Source organism: Burkholderia crassaminum (genome assembly GCF_964265005.1).
Taxonomy (GTDB): domain Bacteria; phylum Pseudomonadota; class Gammaproteobacteria; order Burkholderiales; family Burkholderiaceae; genus Burkholderia.
The window spans coordinates 1903674-1921628 of record NZ_OZ183799.1 but is presented as its reverse complement, the minus strand read 5'-3'; the positions used below and the strand labels follow the sequence as shown (position 1 = coordinate 1921628).

Genomic DNA, 17955 nt, shown 5'->3' with positions numbered 1-17955 from the left:
GGCTCACGCGGGCATTGCCTGTCACGTCTTCCCGCCAGCCTCGTTGCTTCCCCGCTTCACCCGGACGGGCTCGATCCCGTCCGGACCAATACGACCCTGGAGACTTCATGAAGACGAAACTGGCCGCGCTCGCGGCGCTTGCCGGCTGTTCGGCGCTCGCGCACGCGCAATCCTCCGTCACGCTCTACGGCGTGATCGACACGGGCCTGCTGTACCAGAGCACGTCGGCGGCGTCGTTCAGCCCCACCGCGCCGAATACGGGCAAGGTGTTCCGCATGAAGGACGGCGGCATCTACTCGAGCTTCTGGGGCATCAAGGGCAGCGAGGACCTCGGCGGCGGCTACAAGGTCAACTTCAAGCTGCAGGGTTCGTTCGACAGCGGCACCGGCAAATTGCAGCTGAGCGATACGCCGGGCGCCGTCGCGATCTTCAACCAGGTCGCGTCGCTCGGTGTGTCAGGCCCGTTCGGTTCGGTCACGGCCGGTCGCCAGATCGTGCCGATGATCTACGCGATGGCCGACACCGACGTGCGCAACGCGCAGTTCTTCGGCAGCGTGCTGACCGCGTGGCTCGGCCTGAACACGGCGGCCGGCTGGCCCGGGACGAGCACCAACGGCGCGATCGGCGCGCTGTACGACAGCAATGCGCTCGTTTACCAGTCGCCGGTTTTCGCGGGCGCGTCGCTCGCGCTCGAATACGCGCCGGGCGGCGTGGCCGGGCAGTTCCAGGGCGGCACGCGTGAATCGGTCGTGCTCAGGTATGCGAACTACGGGCTGAACGCGTCGGCCGTCTACTACAACGGGCACGACACGAACCCCGCGCCGGGCGTCGCGCCGACCGGCGTCGACAACAACCGCTTCATGTACTTCGGCGCGAAATACACGATCCACGATTTCTCGGTGTCGGCGTCGTACGGCAACGGCCGGAATCCGTCGCATGCGGACAAGGTGAACCTCGACATGCTGTCGGCCGGTATCGGCTATCGCTTCACGCCTTTCCTGCAGGTGAGCTCGGCCGTGTATTACCTGAAGGATCGCAACGTGTCGGCGAACAAGTCGACGGCGGTCGTGCTCGCGGCCGACTACAGCCTGTCGAAGCGGACGACGGTCTATGCGCAGGTCGGCCACGTGAACAACCGCGGCACGATGGACCAGATGCTCGTATACGGGCAGCCGGTCGCGCCGGGCGTTGGCACGACGGCCGCGATGGTCGGGCTGCGGCATAGCTTTTGACGGCTGGCGGGCATGTGGCGGCTGTTTCGTGACAATAAACCTTCTTGAGCGCGGCGAGCTGCTCGTTGATCGTCGCCCGATCCAGCGTTCCGGGTACCAGTTGCTTGATCAGTTCCGGGTCCAGGTTCAAGCCCTTGCCCGGTTCAATCGTCACTTCTTCCTTGCGTTTGCGTGGCATAAAGTGGCTCCTTGGCCGTCAGTTTATGCCTCACACACAAAGACTCGGATAGGCTCCGCCATAGCGCGCTGAAATACCGCTCGCCCCGCGAGTTCCGGCGCTCAATGGATTCAGCAACCTTAGTGTGATGCTGTGTCCGGAAATACAGGGTCAACTCCAGCTGCCAAGATGGTCGAACAGTCAATGCATATCTACAACCATGAGCGGCCATATGTCGCCCTGAAATACAAAACGCCCGATGCGGTGCATCGGGCGTTCTAGTGCTCGGATACTGTAAATCTATTCCGGAGCTTGACAGCTTTTCAGTAAGTCGGCCCCGCAGTTGCTATGAAAATTTAAGTTGAAGAAGAAAATAAATCTCTAACCGACTTGGTAATAAGGCCTTCACGAAACCTTCCAGTGCGATATGCTTCAGCAATCGCTTGCTCATTAGAAAATCGCTTCAACTCTTCTCCGACTTCACTTGCCAGTAGGCTGAGGAACACTTCGTATTTTCTCGACTGCTCCATATCATCAAGCGCTCCCGCCCCGACAATCAACTCGCGATGCTGTGCAAACAAACGATCGAGCCGAAAGTACATGTGTGACTGTTCGATACGAGTTATTTCACCGATTCCGATCCGGTCAAGACAGAATCCCGCATTAACAAACCACTGTTGACCAAAACCATTTTCCACTCCGACTGCAATTTGTGCTCCATTTCCAGAAAAGCACATTAAATTACCTCGTCGGAGGAAGCCGCGTTCCATTAGAGTTGCAAATATACCTTGCTTGAATTCGTTTGACTTCATCGCTTGTGTGCCCGATAGCGTACGTGGTGTATAAGGCCCGTCCAATCTCCGGCGGGAACACGTAGAACGGCACGCCGTGCTCTCACGCGCGCTGCCACGACTGCACGGTCGTCGGATACTTCGTGCCCCAGGGACCGCCGGCGAAATCTTGCAGCACCTGCCTTGCCGCCTCTTCGCTGGCGGCCGCGTAGATTGGCCGCAACGCGGCGGCGAGTAGACCCCTGGCGCTTTGCCGGCAACGCGTAACTACGGTCTACGACGCAGCGCCGGGGCGTCAAAGCCAATCAGCCTCACACCCTGCTCAAGCGCACCACCCAGAGCAGGTTATTGTCGTTCTCGTACTTGATCAAAGAAACGGCGTACCTCCCGCACTCGACCACGACCTCGATCGTATTGTCCATGCCGACAGCATCTTCCCAGGCAAACGCCGCGTCGAACACAACCATGTTCGATGATTTGATCTCGAACTCGAAGGGTTGATCCTCGACGCTCGCCCATCGTCCGTTCACCACTTCACGCACGCACTGCTCGATTTCCTCTTCGCTCCCACCAAACTCGATCTTCACCAACAAGTACGAACCAGCGGAAATTTCATAAAAACCGATCTCCTGTTGCGCCCCACACACCACCAAAACATCGCTGACGAGCACGTTTCTCAACACATTCACATACTCGTCCGGTCCCACGAGGCTACGGCATGCCAGGTCGTAATCGCTGCCACCGGTGTCAGCGAGCGTCACACTCGATCCTTCGTTGCCTCGCCATCGCTCAGCAACAGGCATTCCCGTGAAAATGAAATTTCCGCCGCTGGAGTAGATCCATTTCATCATGCAAACCTTATGAAGAGTCTTGCATCTAAAAGCCCTGCGCACAGGGTGCGCAGGGCCGCAGCCTGACGTTCAAAAACCCGACGCGCCTTTACGCATGCCCTTCAGGGTCCCATCTCCCAGGGAGTTTGACTGCATCGTCCAGGAAACCCCTCCCAGTGGATCTTGCTTGAAGTCGTTCCACACATGAGTGGCGGCTTCGCTGATTGTCGAACCTACCACTGCAGTTGCCTCCGCCGTAAGCCTAAGCGGTCCGCTCACGAATCCACCCTGGGCATTGGGACACGTCACCCAACTCGGGAACAGACTCTGCTCTTGAGCGCTCGCCAACTTGGTCGGTGGGATGTGATCGCCAATGCAATAGCCTGATTTCGTTCCCGGATCCTTGGTGCCGCATATGTGACATCCGCTTTCAGTGACCTCGCGATTACTATTGTCATAGCCGATGACTTCCGTCGCGCTCATCAGGTCGACATTCGTGTTCGTGATGTCGTCGTTCAGGTCGTACGCATATGATGGTCGGGAGTCGGTAAGCTTGGTCTCGCCCCATCCCGCAGGCGGCTTTGATCTGGGTGCTGGTCACTCGGACTTCGTAAGAATCGCTTATGGTTCAATTCATGGATGAGCAAGGCCGCTTTACTGTAATATGAACCAGTACCGATCCTCTACATGAGATTTCGACACCATACAGCCGACCCACGCGGTTTATGAGGTTCGGTTCGTCACGTCAGGAGACACGAGCAAGGATTCTTTCGGCTCACGCAGACTGGCTCAGACCTAAGGCCCTCATCCCAAACGAGTAGTATGCAGACGACCCTTAAGAATCCCGAGCAGCTCGACCTAGTAACGGTCGATCCAACGAGCAACGAATATGTCCTGGTTATCTCCGCGATGAACGACTGGGACGACTCGGAGGAAGAGCAAACTCTCCTTCTTCAAAAGCTCAATAACTACGTGAACTTCGCACTTGATGGCGGACTTGCTGCGCACTTTCCTCAAAGCAAGGGAAAGCCCGTAAGAATCCAGATAGATAGCGCAGCGAGGCCGCCACTCAATGTCGATAGCGTTATCACGCAAGCCCAAGCCTTGCTGTTGAAGCAAAACATCCGCCTATGTGTCAATCTGATCAGCCAGTGACGCAAGGACCCGCGCAAATTGCCTGAAGCGCTCGGCGGCCAAGTCACTTCTCGCTTCGAGTTGGTGACAGCCAGCAGCGCAATTATCGCGCCCGAGGGTGGGATTCAAGGGGTGCGCAGTTCGTCCTCGAAAAAACCGCTCAAGATCGCTGGATTCCGCGAGGATCAAATCCGCTTCGCTACCGCGAGCAGCTATCGACAGTGGGACTTCAGCTATGCGCCGACAGCCGTAAAGCCGCCTGCCAGATAGGCCGCGGGCGAACCGGAAAGCGGTGTCATGTCAGCCGGAGCACACAACTCCAGACGCGCCTGCGTGCAACGCGACGCTCAGACCATTCAGTAAGGCCGTTTGCACCTCGTCGCAAAATCGATCAGTTCGAGTGTGCGCTGTCAGTGATTTTGCACAACCGTAGAAGTTCAAATTTCGAAAAAATGCCCTCGTGACGAGGGCTTTCATGTCGGTTACGATCTAAAAAATTTTGCCGGTCACCTCGTCAACTTTCCAAGCTTTGTTGGCATTTCTAAAATTTATTGTGACGGAACAGCGCCCGCCGCGCGCGGCGGCCATCGGCATCGATCGCCGGGATCGGCTACAGTGGGCGTTTTCGGCGCGCTCCGCCCCGCCGCCGCGCCATCGACCGTGGCGCGCGGCAGCATGGACGGCGCGCGGATCATTCACTTCGACGAGCGAACCTTCATGTCCGACCTGTCCGCCTTCCCGATCACGCAAAAGTGGCCGGCCCAGCATCCCGACCGTCTCCAGCTCTACTCGCTGCCGACGCCGAACGGCGTCAAGGTGTCGATCATGCTCGAGGAAACCGGCCTGCCGTACGAGCCGCATCTCGTGCGCTTCGACACGAACGACCAGCTCTCGCCCGCGTTCCTGTCGCTGAACCCGAACAACAAGATCCCCGCGATCATCGATCCGGACGGCCCCGACGGCAAGCCGCTGCCGCTGTTCGAATCGGGCGCGATCCTGATCTATCTCGCGGACAAGACGGGCCAACTGATCCCGAAGGATCTCGCGGGCCGCTACGAGACAATCCAGTGGGTGATGTTCCAGATGGGCGGCATCGGGCCGATGTTCGGCCAGGTCGGCTTCTTCCACAAGTTCGCCGGCCGCGACTACGAGGACAAGCGCCCGCGCGACCGCTACGTCGACGAGTCGAAGCGCCTGCTCGGCGTGCTCGACGCGCATCTCGCGAACCGCCAGTGGGTGATGGGCGATACCTACACAATCGCCGACATCGCGATCTTCCCATGGGTGCGAAATCTCGTCGGTTTCTACGAGGCGGGCGACCTGGTCGGCTTCAGTGAATTCCGCAACGTCGCGCGCGTGCTCGACGCGTTCGTGGCGCGTCCGGCTGTTGCGCGCGGGCTCAATATCCCGGCACGCGGCTGAACGGCCGCGCGGGTCGCACGCTGTGCGGCCCGCGGTCTTGAACCGCCCGCCGCATTGTGCGGTGGGCTTTTGGGGGCATTGCGAATTTCCAGGGAACGCTGAAAAGACCGTCGGGGTTTGGCCAAAAGCGGTCGTTCGAAAACACTTTCATGCGGACGTTGGAACGTTAGCGCCGCCCCAGAGAGCGGCCCTTCATGCCCGAAAGTCGGAGGCAGGGAACTCAAGGTTTTAATCCGGTAGCCGATATCCAGATTACCTAATCTGGTCTTCCAAGATCGGAAGATCACAAATATCACATCGATCAGAGCGCAGTCATGCCGCAAATCGCCCCCCTGTATCCGAATGTCACGGAACGTTCGCTTCGACTTGCCAGTCTCCTCTTTCCGATTCTGGTCGAATACGCGAAGCAAGGAAAGCTGATTAGCTATGGCGATCTAATTGAACGAGCTCAAGCGACATACCCCGACAACAGCGAGATTCAGCGCGTCATCCCACGTGCGTCGGGCAGGATTCTTGATGTAATTCGCACCTTCTGCTTGCGCCGCGGCGTTCCGGATCTTGCAAGTATCGTAGTCCAGCGGGGAACGACCGCACCCGGCCCGAACTATGTGGGGCTCGCTCAGGCAAGCGAATTTCAGAAAGAAGCATTCGCTTTCAATTGGGAGGTCGATGGTGTTGTATTTGAAGCAGAAGTGGTCGAGACAATACGCATCAACAGGCGAAAGCCGCTTTCGGAAGCAGCGGCTCGGGACGTGCTCTTCGCCTATTTCAGGGAAAACGAGGCACGACTCCCCGCCTCGATTCGTAATCACAGGGAGAAGATCCTGGCGCTCCTCATGGAAGGTTTTGACCCACACGAAGCATTCGAAATGGCGTTGAAATAGACTACTGCCTATTGAAGTCGCTGTTCGGGGTGGCATCCAGCAGTGCAGCCGTCGCGCACTGGCAGCGCCAGAATGGATGCCTATGGCCGATTGATCTAGCGCAACGAACGTTCTAAGCAGCCGACGTTGCAAATCCCTACGACAGCTTTCCGGCGGTGTATGTGAACAAGTCTTGTCGGTGAGGAGCGTCCCGTCGAACTTTACGTTCAAGCGTCCGTTACGGATGTGGAGGCAGACATCCATCAAGATGCCTTGTCGACGACTTGAATTCACAGAAGCAACTTCTTTGCCTTCAAGAGAAAGTATGATTTGGGTTTTGGCCTTCGCGAATTTCGCGTATCAGGGTCACCAACACTAAATCCAAGAGGCTCCCTGTGACCTTCCCGCTAGAGATCACCTTCCCTATAAACGGTTACTCTCATCCGATCACCAGAACCATCACGCTGCATTCTGGATTGACCGTTTTCATAGGTCCCAATGGATCGGGGAAGACACAATTGCTACGCGGCTTACAATCCGTTATGCGCTTCCATTCGGTTGGAAGAAAAGTCCGGTTCATTTCGGCTGGTCGAATTGGAGCGATTGAGAATGCTCGATCTGATTTCGATGGGCACCGAAATGGCAATCTGATGTACGAAACTGCGAGGTTCGGTAACAAACATGATCTCGAGAGACGTCATGCAATTGAAACGCTGAATGGCGACTTTCAAACGCTTTCGCAGCGAACTGATATTCAAATAAAAATCCGTGAGAGATTAAAAAAACTATTTAAACGGGATATTTTTGTCGAATGGGATGCTGGCGGCCTTGAGGTTAAATTCGCACGATATGAGCGTGGCGCAAAGACCTATTCATCAGGAAGGGAGGCGTCGGGGTTGCTGCATTTGGTCGGCATTCTCACGGCCCTCTATGATGATGAAGTGGGTGTTTTGCTGCTTGACGAACCGGAGGTATCTCTTCATCCTCAATTGCAAGCATTCCTTAATCGAGAGATCCGCAAGGCTGCAGGTGACCCACTCGACGGACCCAAGCGGAAGATCGTCATCATCGCTACCCATTCGACTGAAATGTTGCAGATCACGAAACCGGCCGATCTACCATCGCTCGTGTTTTCGCATGACATTAACACTCCTCCGACTCAGATCGATGCGAACGCACGAGAGTTAAAAAATAAGAAAATCCAGGCGCTGATTGCTCGCTTGGGACAGGAGCATAAGCTCGCCCTATTCGCAAAACGCCCGCTGCTGGTTGAAGGGCCTTCAGACGTTATTATTTGTTCAGCGATAGCCGCAAAAATCGACATGGATTTGGAAGCGGCCGGGTCCCAACTCCTACCCGTTGTCGGGAAAGGGCAAATGCCAGTTGTCGCTAAGCTGCTAAGGCTACTCGGAAAAGAACCCGTGGTGCTTGCCGATGCAGATGCTATTGCCGACGGGCTAGACCTCATCAATGAATTTCTGATCACGGATGCAGACTACGCCGCAGGTGAAATGGGGTTCGCTTCGGCCAGACACATGGCTCATGGAATCTATAACGACTTCTGCAACCAGGTCAAGAGCGGTTGGTCAGAGATTCGGGAGCATGCTGAAGACCATGCATATTGGATCAATAGAGGTTCCGCCGATGAAGACCTAGCAAAGCGACGAGCGGCCTTCTGCACGTTGTTTATACTAGGTGCTGTAGAAATTAAAAGGCTCGGCAATGGTTGGGTGCAAATGCACCGTCGCCTTACAGCCCTTCTCGATGTGCTTGAAAAGACTGGTTGCTTTATTCTTCGGCGCGGCTCCATTGAATCCTATTACAAGAAATCTGATCAATTGACTTCGACCGAAAAGCCAACCGCCGCCGCAGCCGAAATGGAATATATAGAGGGGCTTGCCGTAAATGGTGCGAGAGAGCTGTATACAGACATCGCGCGCTGCATTGTCTTTGCGGCAGAAGCGGAGTGTATTAACGAAGCCGAATCTCTTCGAGATATTCTTTTGTCGGTTGCGTCCCCAGCGTTTGCAAAATTTCAAGATGGAGCCGCCGTGAGCGATATTGAGTTGGCCGCTCAATCCCTCGCCGGAGATCGCGCCAAACTATTTTCATTCGAAGCTCTAGATGGTGCGATGAGTGTTTCATTTGCGACTAAGGTGTTAGACGTGCCGGACCAACCACTTACCTTGCGACCCGGAGATGACATATTTTCAAAGGTCAACGATACACTTGGCTTGAAAAATAAAAGATAAGCCGGTGAGATTGCAGAAATGCTGCGATAACTGGAGTCAACTCTGAATTCATAGATAGGATGTTTGCGAGTGTTCGGTATGGCGGTGTCGAGCAGATGTTCGACGCCGCATTGCGACCGACCGCTTCGGGTCGGCAAGCGAAGCCCACGAAAATTCACGAAGAACCTTGTTTGTGCCCGCGACGTGCGTTTGCGTGACGCATTCGGCACCGCTACTTGCCGTCCGCCCCTTTCGGCCCCCCGTCCCCCAGCCCCGCCAGCAGCTTCGCCAGCAGTTGCGACAACTGCACCTGCTCGTCGTCCGACAGCACAGCCAGCAACTCGCGCTGATTGTCGACATGCGCGACGACGGCCTCGTCGATCAGCGCGCGGCCGGTCTCCGTCAGCGCAACGAGCGTACCGCGCCCGTCGGCCGGGTTCGGCCGGCGCTCCACCCAACCGGCCTTCTGCAGTCGGTCGATGCGCGCAGTCATCCCGCCCGACGACATCATCAGCGCGTCATACAGCGCCGTCGGCGTCAGCGCGAACGGTGCACCGCCGCGCCGCAGCGTCGCGAGCACGTCGAATTCGCCCGGCTGCATCCCGTAGCGCGCGAACAGCGGATTGAGACGGTCGCGCGCGATCACGAGCGCGGCTTCCTGCAGCCGCCCCATCACCACCATCGACGACGCGTCGAGATCCGGACGCTCGGCACGCCATTGCGCGAGCGCATGCGCGGCTCGATCCACCTGATCCATTAACCCTCCTCGGCCTACCAGTTATCTTGACGTCGAGATAAACCAACGTTTATCTTGATGTCGAGATACTTTACATGAAAAACGCGCGGCGCCGTCCCGGGGCCGCGCACCGATTTCGAGGGCCTTGCGATGAATCGCTTCACTTCCCCCGGATGGCGGCTTGCCGCCATCGTGCTCGTCGGGCTGAACCTGCGGCCGGCGCTGGCCGCGGTCGGCCCGCTGCTCGACATGATCCAGCGCGCGACCGGCATCGACGATAGCGCCGCCAGCCTGCTGACGACGATCCCGATCCTGCTGATGGGGCTCGGCGCGCTGAGTGCGCGGCGCCTGCAGCGCGTGACCGGCATCGCGGGCGGCGTGTGGCTCGGCGTGGCGCTGATCGGGCTGGCCTGCGTGTCGCGCGTTGGCGCGCAGCACGCGTGGCTGCTGCTTGCGAGCGCCTGCTGCGCGGGCATCGGGATCGCGATGGTGCAGGCGCTGCTGCCCGGCTTCGTGAAGGCCCATTTCGCGACGCGGATCGGCGGTGCGATGGGCGTCTATTCGACGTCGATCATGGGCGGTGCGGTGCTCGCGAGCGTCGTCGCGCCGCTCGCCGCGGCCCGTTGGGGCTGGCTCGCCGCGCTCGCAGGCTGGGCGCTGCCGGCCGCGGTGGCCGCGCTGGCCTGGCCGCTGGCCAGCCGCGGCGGCAACGCGCTCGCCGCCGGGCCGGCGTCGGCAACGCATGCGCAGCCGTCGCGCTCGCCGCGTGCGTGGCGGCTCGCGCTGTTCTTCGGCATCGCGACCGGCGCGTACACGCTCGTGCTCGCGTGGCTGCCGCCTTACTACATGCGGCTCGGCTGGTCGCCGACGGCGGCCGGCAGCCTGCTCGGCGGCGTGACGCTCGCGGAGGTCGTCGCGGGGCTGACGATCTCGGCGATGATCGACCGCCTGCCCGATCGCCGGCCCGCGCTGCATGCGGCGATCGCGTCGCTGTTCGTCGGCTTGCTGGTGATGCTGGCCGCGCCCGAAGCGCTCGCGTTGCCGGCCGCGCTGCTGATGGGCGCGGGGATCGGCGCGCTGTTTCCGCTGTCGCTGATCGTCACGGTCGACCATGCGGCGACGCCGGCCGATGCCGCATCGCTGACGGGGTTCGTGCAGGGTATCGGCTACCTGATCGCCGGGCTGTTTCCGTTCGCGGCAGGCATCGTGCGCCAGCATCTCGCTGACCTGACGCCCGCGTGGGGCGCGATGGCCTGCCTGTGTGTCGCGCTGTTCGCGCTGGCGTCGGGGTTTGCGCCGAAGCAGACGCTGCACGCCGCGCGTGCGTAGCGCCGGCAGCCGTTCAGTTGACCGGCTCGCAAAACGGGATCTTGTCGCGCAGCGCGTTGCCTGCGGCGACAGGGTCCCGCCCGGCCGGCAACGTGACGGAAACCGAGGTATGCCCGGTTTTGCTCTGCGGTTCCTGGCCCGGCCAATGGCTCTCCTTCCAGGTGGCGATCCAGTCGAGCTTGCCGGCACTCGCGCCGGGCACGAAGCGCAGCCGCAGGGAACCGTCGAAGTCTTCGCTGCAATGCGGCGAGTGCTGATAGTCGTGCTCGGTGAAGCAGGCCCGAATCTGCTTGTTGCAGCTGAACGGGAGCTTCGATACGCGTGGCGTGCTCGCATGGCCGCCGTTCGGCTGCAGTTCGACGAAATCGGCGTTTTCCCAGCTTCCGCCACCGCCTGAATAGCTTTCGGACCAACCGGCCAGCACCGCGACCGCGAAGCGCTCGCCGCCCAGCGGATACAACGCGGGGTAGATCCCGAGCGGCGGTGGCTCGCCGTCGCCGTCGACCCGGTTGGTCCGCTGGTAGTCGGAGAAATCCCACTGCTGCACGCGCTTCCAGCCGGCGGCGGACGCGAAACTCACTTTCAGCAGTTGCGGGCCCGGCAGGATCGCGTAGTAGATGCCCGGCGCGTCGTTCCTGGCCCGGTACAGCGACGGCGCGTTGTCCGCGTCGCCGGGCTGGCCGGGGGCGCCGCACGATGCCGACGCCAACTCGCACACCTTGCGCGGCCAGTCGCGATCGGGCACGGCGGTTTTCGCAACCTCGACAAAAGGCACGGCGCGAGCTTCGCTGGCGTCACCGGCAGCGTGGGCCGTGGATGCCGCGATCAGAGCGGCCGTCAATCCCGCCAGGCTGCACATGCCCGATCGAATACGGGTACCCATTCAACGTTGTCCTTGTAAGGTGGTTGGCGCGCCGTGATCCCGTGCGGTGATCCAGCGACGTGGCCCAGTCTGCCCGAAAGTGCCCGCCCCGCCCAGACACCGCGCCGTTATCGACCGCCCGCTTCCCGTTCCGCCTCGAACCGCCGATAGGCACGCTCGGACGGGCAGCGCCGCAAGTCGCACGCGTCTTCGTCGCACAGCCGGCACACGCGGATCGCGTTCTGCATGTCGTCGGCCAGCGCGCCGACCAGTTGCTCGCAGATCGGCGTGAGTTGCGCGCATTGCTCGGACGTCAACGTGCGCGTGAGGTCCGCGATCGCCGCGCCGCGTGCAGCGAGCACCTGCTGCACCGCATCGTGCCCGGCCTCGGTCAGCGTCAGCACGACGGTGCGTTTGTCGTCGCCGGGCTCGCGCGCGACGAGCCCTTCCTGCGCCATCCGCTCGGCAAGTCGCACAGCCGACGAGTGGACGAGCATCAATTGCCGCGCCAGCGCGTCGATCGTCAGTGCCTGCGCCTGCGACAGCAGCACCAGCGCATCCACGCTCGACCCGTGCAGCCCGGTGTCGCGGGCGATCGCGTCCTCTACCCGGTCGTTCAGCCCAAGCGCGAGCGCGCCCAGCAGGTTGTTCAAGCGTTGCTTTTTCATGTAGGCACTCCTGGTATATGTGTGCGTCACGCATATAATTTAAACCATCGTGTCACCGATGTCAGCCGCAGCGCGACCCGCTCGATCCGGGCGGTCGCTCGCCCGCATTCTACGAGTCGACAGGCCGAGTGGAGCCAACGCATGAACGACAGCGCGCGCAAGACCGGATGCCTGATCATGGCGACGCTGTGCTGGGGCGTCGCCATCCCGTTCAGCAAGATGGCGCTGCCTGCCCTGTCGCCCGCGTGGCTCATCGTGCTGCAGATCGGCGCCAGCGTCGCGGTGCTCTCGTGTCTCGCCGTCGCGCAACGTGTCAGCCTGAAAGGCATCGCCCCGGCGCAGGTTGTCGTCGTCGCGCTGATCGGCATGCTCGAGCCGTGCGGCGCGTACTACCTCGGGTTCGTCGGCATGCAATCCACGTCCGCGCTGCACACCGCGGTGATCTTCGCGCTCGAACCGCTCGGCATCCTCGCGTTCAACATCGCGCTGTTCCGGTTCAGGGTCGACAGGCGGCTACTGTTCGCGGGCGTCGTCGCGTTGACGGGTGTCGTCATCATCACGCTCGGCGATACCTCGGCGGACGCTCACGCGTCGCTGCGCGGCGATGCATTCGTGTTCGCCGGCGTGATGGTGGCCGCGCTGTATGTGTCGTTGTCGACGCAGGCCGTGACGCTCACTTCCGCGACGGCGATGCTGCTGATCCAGCAGGCCGGTTCGCTGCTCCTCGCGCTCGTGCTGCTCGGCATCGACCTGGGCGGCGGCGGGTCGCACCGGTTGCCGGCGTGGCCGGCCGTGTGGCCCGCGCTGGCGATCGGCGTGCTGCAGTTCACGCTCGCGTTCCTGTTTTATTTTCGCGGCGCGCGCGACAACGCATCGTACTGGAGCGTGGTCGTGCTCAACCTGATTCCTGTCGTCGGTATCGCCGCGTCGATCCTGATCCTCGGCGAATCGGCCGCGCCGATCTACTTCGTCGGCGGCGCGATCACGATCGGCGCGGCGCTCTACACGCACCTGCGCGAACGCCGTGCCGAACCCGGGCCGGCCCGCACGTGATCAGCCTGCGCTCGCGTACAGCGTCGAATCCGCGAACCCTTCGGCATCGAGCACGCGCCCGATCAGGATCAGCGCGGTGCGTTCGATCTGCGTGCCCCGCACCTTGCCGACGATGTCGGCGAGCGTGCCGGTCACGCGTTCTTCATCCGGCCAGCTCGCGCGATAGATCACCGCGACCGGGCAATCGGCGCCGTAATGCGGCAGCACTTCGTCGACGATGCGCGCGAGATGGCGCACGCCGAGATGGATCGCGAGCGTCGCGCGGTGCGCGGCGAGCGAGCCGAGGGCTTCGCCTTCCGGCATCGTCGTCTTGCCCGCGAAGCGCGTGAGGATCACCGTCTGCGCGACGCCCGGCAGCGTCAGCTCGACGCCGAGCGTCGCCGCGCACGCGGCCGTGGCCGTCACGCCCGGTACAATGTCGTATGGAATCCCGAGTACCTTGAGGCGGCGGATCTGCTCGCCGATCGCGCCGTACAGCGACGGGTCGCCCGAATGCACGCGCGCGACGTCCTGCCCTTTCGCATGTGCGGCGGCAAGCAGCGCGACGATCGCGTCGAGGTCGAGCTCGGCCGTATTGACGACCTGCTCCGCGCGATGGCCGTCGAGCACGGCGGCCGGCACCAGCGAACCCGCATACAGGATCACCGGGCACGTGCGCACGAGGCGCTGGCCCTTCACCGTGATCAGCTCCGGGTCGCCGGGGCCCGCGCCGATGAAATACACCGTCATCGAAAAATCTCCGTCAATTCATGGAATGACCGGCCGCGCGGCGTCATGCGCGCGCGGCCGGATCGAGCGCGTCGATGAGCGCCGCGGCCGAGTCGAACGCGCGGTCGGCGTCGGGCAGCGGCGGCCGGCGCAGCATCACGACCGGCAGCCTGCGTTCGCGCGCCACGTCGAGCTTGGCTTCGGTGGCCGCGCCACCGCTGTTCTTGCTGACGACGACGTCGATGCCCGTCAGCGCGAACAGTGCGCGCTCGCCGTCGAGCGTGAACGGCCCGCGCGCGGCGACGACCTGCGCATGCGCGTTGCCGGGATGCGCGTCGAGGCAGCGCACGAGCCAGAACTGGTGCGGCGGGATCGCGTCGAGATGCGCGAGCGGTTCGCGGCCGAGCGTGAACAGCGGCCGCCGGAACGGCGCGAGCGCGGCTTCGATGCCGGCCCAGTCGCCGACCATGCGCCAGTCGTCGCCGGGTTGCGGCGACCACGGCGCGCGGCGCAGCGCCCACAGCGGCACGCCCGCTTCACGCGCCGCGGCGGCGGCATTCGCGCTGATTTGCGCGGCATACGGATGCGTCGCGTCGATCACGAGGCCGATGCCGGCGTCGCGCAGATACGCGGCCAGCCCGGCGGCGCCGCCGAAACCGCCGACGCGCACGTCGCAGCGCAGGTCGTCGGGCACCTTGCCGAGGCCGGCCAGGCTGTAGACGTGACGGGGCCCGAGCGAGCGCGCGATCTTCAATGCGTCGCCGGTGCCGCCGAGCAGCAGGATGCGCGTGCTCATCGCGCTGCCCCGACGAAGCGGCCCTGCCGGTCGATCGCGAACATCTCGACGGCGACCGACGCCGGCACGATGTCGCGCGCGACGCGCAGCGCGTGTGCGCAGACGAGATCGCCGAGCGGCACGCCGTCGGCGTGCGCGAGCTTCAGCGCTTCCTGGCTCGTGTTCGCGGCGCGCATTGCGGCCTGCAGCGCGTCGCTGGCGCCCGCCTCGGCCGCCCACTGTGCGAGCAGCGGCAGGTCGATGCTCGAATGGCGGCTGTGCAGGTCGAGATGGCCGGCCGCGAGCTTGCTGAGCTTGCCGAAGCCGCCGCACATCGACAGCCGCGCGACCGGCGCGCGCCGCAGGTGCTTGAGCACCGCGCCCGCGAAATCGCCCATCTCGATCAGCGCCATGTCGGGCAGGTGGTAGTGCGCGCGCATCGCATCCTCGCTTGCATTGCCCGTGCACGCGGCGATATGCGCGATGCCGTTTGCGCGTGCGACGTCGATGCCCTGGTGGATCGACGCGATATAGGCCGAGCACGAGAACGGCCGCACGATGCCGGTCGTGCCGAGGATCGACAGCCCGCCGACGATGCCGAGGCGCGGGTTCATCGTCTTCAGCGCGAGCGCCTCGCCGCCCTCGACGCCGATCGTCACGTCGAAGCCGCCCGCATAGCCTTGCTCGGCCGCCAGCGCTTCCAGGTGCGTCGTCATCATCTGGCGTGGCACTGGGTTGATCGCCGGTTCGCCGACCGGCAGCGTCAGCCCCGCGCGCGTGACCGTGCCGACGCCCGGCCCCGCATGAAACCGCACGCCGGGTGCCGCCGCGAGCGCGACACGCGCGAAGATCAGCGCACCGTGCGTCACGTCCGGATCGTCGCCGGCGTCCTTGATCGTGCCGGCTTCCGCACCGTCGGCCGTGGCCCGGCAGAACTCGAGCCGCATCATGACGTGCTGCCCCTTCGGCAGCACGATCTCGACGGCGTCGTCCGCATGACCCGCGAGCAGCAGCCGCGCAGCGGCGAGCGACGTCGCGGTCGCGCAGCTGCCGGTGGTATAGCCGAAGCGTAATGGCGCGGGCTGTTCGGGGGTCTCGTCGCGCATCACGCGTCCGTCGAGTTCGTCGTGGCCGGCGCTGCGGCCGTGCCGGCCGCGTCGGGCTTGCGCACGTCGTACAGCGTGACCGGCAACGGCTGACGCCAGGTGTCGAAGCGGCCGAGCGGCTCGGCATGCGCGAGCGACACGCGCGTGAGGGTGCCGCCATGCGTCTCGCGCCATGCGGCGAGCGCCAGCTCGCCCTGCAGCGTGACCGCGTTCGCGATCAGCCGGCCGCCGGGTTTCAGCGCTGCCCAGCACGCGTCGAGCACGCCGGGCGCGGTCGCCCCGCCGCCGATAAAGATCGCGTCGGGTGCGGCGAGCCCCGCGAGCGCATCGGGGGCGCGGCCCGCGACGAGCTGCAGGCCCGGCACGCCGAGCGTGTCGCGGTTGTGCTCGATGAAGCGCTGCCGTTCCGCATGCGCTTCGATCGCGATTGCCTGGCATGACGGATGCGCGCGCATCCATTCGATGCCGATCGAGCCGCTGCCGGCGCCGACGTCCCACAGCAGCTCGCCGGGCGCGGGCGCGAGGCGACCGAGCGTCATCGCGCGCAGGTCGCGCTTGGTGAGCTGGCCGTCGTGACGGTACGCATCGTCGGGCAGGCCGGGCGTGAGCGCGCGGCGCGGCGCGTCGGGGCCGGCCTGGCAGTCGAGCGCAACCAGATTGAGCGCGGCCGTTTCGTCGACGCGCCAGTCCTGCGCGAGCCCGTCGAGACGCCGCTCGAGCGGGCCGCCCAGATGTTCGAACACGCAGATGCGGGTCGGCCCGAAGCCGCGTGCGACGAGTTCGGCCGCGACGGCGGCCGGCGTCCGGCCGTCGGCGCTCAGCACGAACAGGCGGCGTCCTGGCAGCAGGTGACGCGCGAGCGTCGCAAGCGGACGGCCGACGAGCGAGACTGCGCCGACATCCTGCAGCGCCCAGCCGAGGCGGGCGGCCGCCAGCGACAGCGACGACGGTGCGGGCAGCACACGCCAGTCATCGGCGCAAAGCTGGCGCGCGAGCGTCGCGCCGACGCCGAACAGCATCGGGTCGCCGCTCGCGAGCACGCACACGGGCGAGCCGCGCCGCGCGAGCACGCCCGCGAGATCGAACGGCGACGGCCATGCTTCGCGTTCGGCACGCAGCCGTGCGGGCAGCATGTCGAGATGCCGTTTCGCACCGACCACGAGCGTCGCGTCGAGCAGCGCGCGTCGTGCGCTGCGCCCAAGCCCCGCGTAACCGTCGTCGCCGATGCCCACTACCGTCAGCCACGCCGTCATGCACCCTTCCCCATCGTTCGATTCCATACAATTTGTTGCGATGCGCGGCTGCCGGGCCGCCGCGCGTTGATCCGTTTCCATGCTGTGCGCGTCGCCCGCCCGCCGGTGCGATACGGCGACGATGTCAGCCGAGCGGCACGCCGACGACAAACGTCAGCAAGGCCAGATACATGCCGGCGATCGACGCGATCAGCAGCCAGCCGAGCAGCAGCCACATGAGCGGCCGCGCACCGCCTTTCCTGTACAGGAGCGTTCCGCCCGCCACGATCGGCACGCCGAGGCCGGCAAGCCCGACATTCTTCGGCCACTCGGCCGACGGTGCAAGCGGGATCAGTATGCTCGCGAGCAGAACCCATGCGGGGATGGCCAGCAGGCCCAGCGCGATGCCCATGCCGAACAGCTCTGTCCTGCCGAGTTTCATAGCGGGTGCCGGCGGTCGCCGATCTGATGTCGAGCCGCCAATCGTACCATTGGCGAGACAGCGCAAAACCGGCTGCGGCCATGCTGCGACGCGGTTGCGCGGCGCATCGCCGCTGCCGGATCGTCGCGAAAATCGGGTATCCTACGGCCGTTCGTTCGCCGGTGCCCCTCGGGGCCGAAGAGGGAACACAGGGCGCACCACGCGCCGCTGTGGCTGCCCCCGCAACTGTAGACAGCGAGCCGATCTCCCCCTCATGCCACTGGTTCCACCGGGAAGGCCGGGAGCCGGCGCCGACCTGTCAGCCAGGAGACCTGCCGGCCAGAAAGTGCGTGCGTGCCAGTCGGCGTCGGGCGGGGTGTACCGATGCGTTGGCCGCGGCGCGAC

At 63.4% G+C, this 17955-nt stretch carries 18 protein-coding genes, 1 pseudogene and 1 riboswitch; of the genes and pseudogenes, 7 read left to right on the top strand and 12 right to left on the bottom strand.

Going from position 1 to position 17955, the window contains the following annotated elements; all coding sequences use genetic code 11:
• Positions 1-107 precede the first annotated feature (107 nt).
• A complete protein-coding gene (locus tag ACPTTF_RS08810; protein WP_423370928.1) occupies positions 108-1232 on the top strand; it encodes a porin in 1125 nt (374 codons plus the stop codon).
• 513 nt (positions 1233-1745) lie between these two features.
• Here the strand turns inward: ACPTTF_RS08810 and ACPTTF_RS08805 are convergent.
• The 4 genes and pseudogenes from ACPTTF_RS08805 to ACPTTF_RS08790 form a co-directional block, all read right to left on the bottom strand.
• Positions 1746-2201 (bottom strand): hypothetical protein, encoded by a 456-nt coding sequence (locus ACPTTF_RS08805; RefSeq protein ID WP_423370927.1) that lies wholly within the window; start codon positions 2199-2201, stop codon positions 1746-1748.
• Positions 2185-2424 (bottom strand): annotated as a pseudogene (locus ACPTTF_RS08800) (transposase); the annotation flags it as partial. The pseudogene ACPTTF_RS08800 and the gene ACPTTF_RS08805, both read right to left, overlap by 17 nt.
• Before the next feature lie 67 nt (positions 2425-2491).
• Positions 2492-3031 carry an Imm21 family immunity protein gene (locus ACPTTF_RS08795; protein ID WP_423391158.1) on the bottom strand — a complete coding sequence of 180 codons (540 nt, stop codon included), beginning with the start codon at positions 3029-3031 and terminating at the stop codon, positions 2492-2494.
• 69 nt (positions 3032-3100) lie between these two features.
• Positions 3101-3493 (bottom strand): hypothetical protein, encoded by a 393-nt coding sequence (locus ACPTTF_RS08790; protein ID WP_423370925.1) that lies wholly within the window; start codon positions 3491-3493, stop codon positions 3101-3103.
• Positions 3494-3832: 339 nt separating this feature from the next.
• Here ACPTTF_RS08790 and ACPTTF_RS08785 point away from each other — a divergent pair, with 339 nt between their 5' ends.
• From ACPTTF_RS08785 to ACPTTF_RS08770, 4 genes are all read left to right on the top strand, one after another.
• The gene (locus tag ACPTTF_RS08785) at positions 3833-4165 is read left to right on the top strand and encodes a DUF6572 domain-containing protein (RefSeq protein ID WP_423370924.1); all 333 of its coding nucleotides are present in this window, start codon (positions 3833-3835) and stop codon (positions 4163-4165) included.
• 696 nt (positions 4166-4861) lie between these two features.
• Positions 4862-5566 carry a glutathione S-transferase N-terminal domain-containing protein gene (locus ACPTTF_RS08780; protein ID WP_423370923.1) on the top strand — a complete coding sequence of 235 codons (705 nt, stop codon included), beginning with the start codon at positions 4862-4864 and terminating at the stop codon, positions 5564-5566.
• A gap of 314 nt (positions 5567-5880) precedes the next feature.
• Positions 5881-6450, top strand: coding sequence for a hypothetical protein (locus tag ACPTTF_RS08775; RefSeq protein ID WP_423370922.1), 570 nt, complete (start codon positions 5881-5883; stop codon positions 6448-6450).
• Between the two features lie 374 nt (positions 6451-6824).
• Positions 6825-8681, top strand: coding sequence for an ATP-dependent nuclease (locus ACPTTF_RS08770; protein ID WP_423370921.1), 1857 nt, complete (start codon positions 6825-6827; stop codon positions 8679-8681).
• A gap of 211 nt (positions 8682-8892) precedes the next feature.
• Here the strand turns inward: ACPTTF_RS08770 and ACPTTF_RS08765 are convergent, their stop codons facing one another.
• Positions 8893-9408, bottom strand: coding sequence for a MarR family winged helix-turn-helix transcriptional regulator (locus tag ACPTTF_RS08765; RefSeq protein ID WP_423371860.1), 516 nt, complete (start codon positions 9406-9408; stop codon positions 8893-8895).
• A 138-nt stretch (positions 9409-9546) separates the two neighbouring features.
• Here ACPTTF_RS08765 and ACPTTF_RS08760 point away from each other — a divergent pair, with 138 nt between their 5' ends.
• A complete protein-coding gene (locus ACPTTF_RS08760; protein ID WP_423370920.1) occupies positions 9547-10725 on the top strand; it encodes an MFS transporter in 1179 nt (392 codons plus the stop codon).
• Positions 10726-10738: 13 nt separating this feature from the next.
• Here ACPTTF_RS08760 and ACPTTF_RS08755 read toward each other — a convergent pair whose 3' ends face one another.
• Together ACPTTF_RS08755 and ACPTTF_RS08750 are read right to left on the bottom strand one after the other, a co-directional pair.
• The gene (locus ACPTTF_RS08755) at positions 10739-11470 is read right to left on the bottom strand and encodes a hypothetical protein (protein WP_423391157.1); all 732 of its coding nucleotides are present in this window, start codon (positions 11468-11470) and stop codon (positions 10739-10741) included.
• A gap of 245 nt (positions 11471-11715) precedes the next feature.
• The gene (locus ACPTTF_RS08750) at positions 11716-12255 is read right to left on the bottom strand and encodes a MarR family transcriptional regulator (protein ID WP_423370918.1); all 540 of its coding nucleotides are present in this window, start codon (positions 12253-12255) and stop codon (positions 11716-11718) included.
• A 141-nt stretch (positions 12256-12396) separates the two neighbouring features.
• On the opposite strand from ACPTTF_RS08750, the gene ACPTTF_RS08745 reads away from it, so the two are divergent.
• Positions 12397-13308: a DMT family transporter gene (locus ACPTTF_RS08745; protein WP_423370917.1), complete on the top strand. Its 912-nt coding sequence runs from the start codon at positions 12397-12399 to the stop codon at positions 13306-13308.
• Here the strand turns inward: ACPTTF_RS08745 and cobM are convergent, their stop codons facing one another.
• The 5 genes from cobM to ACPTTF_RS08720 all read right to left on the bottom strand — a co-directional run bounded on the left by cobM (position 13309) and on the right by ACPTTF_RS08720 (position 17571).
• The gene (cobM, locus tag ACPTTF_RS08740) at positions 13309-14037 is read right to left on the bottom strand and encodes a precorrin-4 C(11)-methyltransferase (protein WP_423370916.1); all 729 of its coding nucleotides are present in this window, start codon (positions 14035-14037) and stop codon (positions 13309-13311) included.
• A 43-nt stretch (positions 14038-14080) separates the two neighbouring features.
• A complete protein-coding gene (locus ACPTTF_RS08735; protein WP_423370915.1) occupies positions 14081-14812 on the bottom strand; it encodes a cobalt-precorrin-6A reductase in 732 nt (243 codons plus the stop codon).
• Positions 14809-15897: a cobalt-precorrin-5B (C(1))-methyltransferase gene (locus tag ACPTTF_RS08730; RefSeq protein WP_423370914.1), complete on the bottom strand. Its 1089-nt coding sequence runs from the start codon at positions 15895-15897 to the stop codon at positions 14809-14811. Before ACPTTF_RS08730 ends, ACPTTF_RS08735 begins: the two co-directional genes overlap by 4 nt.
• On the bottom strand, positions 15897-17150 hold the full coding sequence (gene cbiE, locus ACPTTF_RS08725; protein WP_423370913.1) for a precorrin-6y C5,15-methyltransferase (decarboxylating) subunit CbiE: 1254 nt from the start codon (positions 17148-17150) through the stop codon (positions 15897-15899). The genes ACPTTF_RS08730 and cbiE overlap by 1 nt, the downstream gene beginning before the upstream one ends.
• Positions 17151-17274: 124 nt before the next feature.
• On the bottom strand, positions 17275-17571 hold the full coding sequence (locus tag ACPTTF_RS08720; protein ID WP_423370912.1) for a hypothetical protein: 297 nt from the start codon (positions 17569-17571) through the stop codon (positions 17275-17277).
• Positions 17572-17713: 142 nt separating this feature from the next.
• A riboswitch (cobalamin riboswitch) is annotated at positions 17714-17904 on the top strand.
• Positions 17905-17955: the final 51 nt, after the last annotated feature.